This is a genomic window from Collinsella sp. CLA-ER-H2, assembly GCF_040092405.1.
Classification (GTDB): Bacteria; Actinomycetota; Coriobacteriia; order Coriobacteriales; family Coriobacteriaceae; genus Collinsella.
The window spans coordinates 1-4,783 of the sequence record NZ_JBBNLO010000054.1; the positions used below are offsets into that span (position 1 = coordinate 1).

Here is a 4,783-nt window from a genome sequence, read left to right on the forward strand (position 1 = left end):
CCGTCGAGGCCGTGCGCCTGAGGCTCACGGGCTCCCTCGCGAAGGACTACGACGTCTACTACCGCGTCCACGCCTCCAACATCGGCTGGATGGCCTGGGCCAAGGACGGCGGGGAGGCCGGCACCACCGGTATGTCATGCTCTCTCGAGGCTGTTCAGATTAAGCTCATTAAGAAGGGCGCCTCCCATCCTGATACATCAGGGTATTCCCATCTTGAAATACCTACGGTGACGTATTCCTCTCAGGTGAAAGGTGCTTGGCAGAATTCTGTCCCCGCTGGAGAGGTGTCCGGTACAACCGGTCAGGGAATTCCCATCACCGGGTTTTCAGCTAAAACTACTTCATCTGTTGCCGGCGGGATTAATTATCAACTGCATCTTTCGAATGTGGGCTGGACGTCTGGTAAGTCAAATGGAGTGCAGCTTTCGTCTACCGCTGAATCCAATTCGGTTGAGGCTATTAAAATTTCTCTTTCTGGTGACTTGGCAACCTATTTTGATGTTTGGTACAGGGTTCATGTCGATAACGTCGGCTGGCTTGGTTGGACTAAAAATGGCTCCGTTGCCGGTAGTACTGGCTATGGGGCGCATGTCCAAGCTATCCAAGTTCGACTTACGAGGAAGGGCGCCAATGCCCCCGGGAGCACCGTTTCGCCGTGTTTGCTTGGGCAACCTTCCGCGTTTGCAAATCCCATGCAGAAGAAGATTGTAGATCTTGCTCGACAAGTACCGTCTCCTGGTCCGGGATTGTGCTCCGAGTGGATTGCAGATATCTACGAGCGTGCCGGATTTAGGAACGTCCATACAGATGCCTGCGATTACTACTGGGATTATTGTAAATACACCGATTATTCTCAGCTGAAAGTCGGAATGGTCATTGCCATTCCTTCGCATACGCATACACGCATGGGCAGCATTTACGGTCACGTTTGTCTTTATATCGGCAATAATCAGGTAATGGATAACGTCGGTCAGATTAGGACGCTCGATATGGCGTATTGGTTGGATTATTATTCCACCTCATACAAGCCAAAATGGGGCTGGTATGACAACGTGCCGCTTGCATAACTGATCGTTATTCGTGTCTTCACCCAGGTTCTAACAGATACTCTGACTTAAACGAACGGGTCGTTTTGCAACGGTCCGTTCGTTTCTATTTAAGTGCCATTCACGTTTTCGGTATTTAAGCAATTGCCGAAACGGTAAATAATGATGCTAAAGATGGTCGAGTGATGGGGGAGCCGAATGAAAAAGACGCAACGGTTGCTAGCAACGGCAATGACGCCATTACTAATCCTCCAATGTCTTCTGACGCCCCTTTCTGTCTGGGCTGATACTTTACAGGTGCAGCCGGAGGCTACTGATTATTCCGACGGTGCTGCCAGCAGCTCGAAAGACGAGGGCCCCGTCTTAAATAACGAACAACAGGGGGCTGAAGTCGAGCAGCCGACTGTGTCAGACAATGATTCTCCCTTATCCGTTTCTGGCGAGCCTGCCTCCAATGCAACTGATTCGGCGAAACCCAAAAATGATGTATCCACTGTGTTTGGCTCTGTTTCATACCAGACTCATGTACAGGATATTGGCTGGCAAGCTCCCGTTTCAAATGGAATGACGGCGGGCACTACAGGCCGTGCTAAGCGCGTCGAAGCCCTCAAGATTAATTTGCTTTCACAGGATGGCACCCCGCTGAGGAATGACAGCATTTCGGTCCAATCTCACATTTCCGGGATCGGATGGGAGCCTCAGCCGGTGGGCAACGGGCAGGTTTCTGGAACAGTTGGACAGTCGCGAGCCATCGAGGCAATCAGGCTATCCTTGTCGGGCAGTCTTTCTGATTCGTATGACATTTGGTATCGCGTTCATTCTGCAAATGTTGGTTGGCTTGGCTGGGCCTCAAATGGTGAACCTGCTGGAACACAGGGCTATGCTTACCAGATCGAAGCTATTCAGATTAAGGTGCTTCCAAAAAATGCTCAAGATGCGCCAGCGCGAGGCGATGCCTTTAGGGATCATTCTCAGGAACCGCCTACCGTTTCCTATCGATCTCATGTCTCCAATGTTGGATGGATGGGCGCTGTCGCGGACGGAAAAACATCGGGGGTCATTGACTCAAGAAATGCAATCGAGGCACTGTCGCTTGGTGTTAATTGGTATGGTCACAGAGGCTCTATTTCCTCTCGCGCGCACGTCTCTGGCATTGGTTGGCAAGACTGGTCTTCAGGCGTCATTGGCACGACGGGGCAATCTCGATCCATTGAGGCCGTTCAGTTTAAGCTGAACGGCGAGCTATCTGCTGCATATGACATTTGGTACCGTGTCTTTGCTTGCAATTTGGGTGGATGGCTGGGCTGGACGTCTAGCGGGTCTCCTGCGGGCTCGGTGGGGAAGGGTGCCGCCATTCAGGGTGTTCAGATTTTATTGGTCGAGAAAAGCGGCTCTGCTCCCGGCGATACGTTGAACCATTTCATTGGAGCTACGGATATTCTAAACGGGAGCTCGCTCGGTCTTAACGGTAAAAGCCTGGGCTCTGTACAAGGCAAATCAATCTTATTGGGCTCCGAGAACGGCTCTGAACCTTTAACCTCGCTCTCTATTTCGTTTGATAATCAAGAGATTTTAGGCTCAATTGACTATTCCGGCTTCTTTGAATTTGGCGGATGGGGCGCCGTTGTTTCTGACGGTGCCGCGCTTAATTCTAAAAATGATGGTCGCACTTTGAAGGCTGTGAGATTGACCCTTACTGGTGATTTGTCTAATGCCTATGACGTTTGGTATCGGTGTTTTGACTCCAAAAAAGGATGGCTTGGTTGGGCGTGCAATGGCGCGGACGCGGGAGCAGCGATATTGGGTTCATTCCTTAAGGCTGTCGAGGTGCGGGTTGTCAGCAAAGATGGCGGCGCGCCCGGAATAACGGATGGAGCATTTGTTTCCGAGACTTCCGCCGATTGCGCTCACGTTGTATATCAGGCCCATTCCGCTAACCGTGGGTGGTCTCCATCTGTTTTAGATGGGCGGGTGGTCGGCACAACGGGAAAGTCGCTTTCTCTTCAAGCTTTGAATGTGTCGTTGTCCGGTGCAGATGACGATTCTCAAATTGAGGCAAGAGCTCATGTTGCCAATATTGGTTGGCAGGAATGGCGGTCTGCCGGTTATGTTGGGACCGTTGGACAAGGATTGGCCATTCAGGCTCTTGAGCTGCGCATTAATGGTCCCCTCGCGAATCAGTATGACATCTACTATCGAGTTCATTCGGCTGGTTATGGTTGGTTGGGTTGGGCCAAAAACGGCGATTCCGCTGGAACTACCGGGTTAAATATCCAGATAGAAGCTGTCCAAATTAAGCTTGTCGCGAAGGGCGGGAATCCTGGCTCATCGTCTGCGCCCGCATTTATCTCTGCTCCAGCTCTAACGCTCCAGGCGCATGTCGCCACGCTTGGTTGGATGAATCCCGTTGGCAACGGTGGTGTTGCGGGCACAACCGGCAGATCGCTTGCTATTGAGGCGCTGAAGTTGAATGTCTCCAGTAGCGTATCAGGCGGTATTGAGTACTCCGCCCATGTACAGGATGTGGGCTGGCAAGGTTGGACTTCCAATGGGAATGTCGCTGGCACAGTAGGCTGCGCAAAGCGTATCGAGGCTCTTAAGATTAAGTTGACCGGTGATTTATCGAACTACTTTGATGTTTGGTATCGAGCATATTGCCAAGACTTTGGGTGGCTCGACTGGACCTCAAATGGGCAGCCTGCGGGTACGTCTAGGATAGGCTGCAGAGTCGAGTCTGTTCAAGTGAAGATTGTTCCCAAGGGCGCTGGTGCTCCCGGTTCTACTGCGCGTCCGTTTACTGACCAGCCCTTGTTGCCGGCAGATATGATGACTATGCTTAATCGAGCTAATAGATATTCGAGCAGCACAAGCTGGCTCATTATGGTTGACAGGCAAGCATGCCGCCTTGGAGTTTTTCGTGGACAGCGCGGGTCGTGGAGTTACGCTCAATACTGGACTTGCTCTACCGGCGCCCCTAGTACTCCAACGCCTACGGGTGAGTATACCGTCACCGGCAAGGGCTACTCGTTTGGACATGGGTATACCTGCTACTACTGCACGCAGTTTTACGGTGACTATCTGTTCCATTCAATACCGTACTACCAGGGAACTTTTAATCCCATGGACAGCCGAATGGGAATGCATGTTTCACAAGGCTGCGTGCGTTTGCCCATTGATCGCGCTAAATGGATTTGGGATAACGTGCCCCTTGCTACCAAGGTGGTAATCTACTAACTATTCCCGTAAGCGGTGAGAGCTTGTTAGAGGGCCCTTTCCTGTTGCCGTAGTCTTGGCAACAGGAAAGGGCCCTTGCCGTTGGATTAGGCTCCTTTTTCTTCGTTCACCTAATTGGTGACATTAATGAAGCTAACTCCCGATAGTATGGTTATTGACGACCGTCTATCTAGGAGGCGATTCTTTTGAAAAGGCAATTTAGAGCATTTATTGTTCTGATTTCCTGCTTCATGACGATGCTGCTTTTGAGCCCTTTGGCTTGTTGGGCAGATCAAAATGTTGGTTCCAACGAATATGAATCCGTTCCAGAGACCCAATCCGACCCCTCGGATCAAACTGCTGCTGTAGCCGATGAAACGGCGCCTTCGATTGATGCTGTTAGCGTCGGATTATTTTAGCAAAATATAGTCGGCCGAGATTGACCAATCCCGGCCGACCCATTTTAGCCAACACGCCCGCATCTATGACTTTCCTATCGCATTCCTACATCCCCTCGGGCTGGA

1 protein-coding gene and 1 pseudogene are annotated in these 4,783 nt (G+C 51.2%); both read left to right on the forward strand.

The window, feature by feature from the left end; all coding sequences use genetic code 11:
• A pseudogene (locus tag AAAX59_RS09555) lies at window positions 1-1,067 on the forward strand (hypothetical protein); the annotation flags it as partial.
• Window positions 1,068-1,244: 177 nt separating this feature from the next.
• Entirely contained in the window at window positions 1,245-4,280 is a 3,036-nt protein-coding gene (locus tag AAAX59_RS09560) for a L,D-transpeptidase family protein (RefSeq protein ID WP_349071584.1), read from the forward strand.
• Window positions 4,281-4,783 lie beyond the last annotated feature (503 nt).

What these genes read in the sequence shown, in the direction of transcription:
- AAAX59_RS09560 (WP_349071584.1), top strand. Translation starts at nt 1,245, where the DNA reads ATGAAAAAGACGCAACGGTTGCTAGCAACGGCAATGACGCCATTACTA.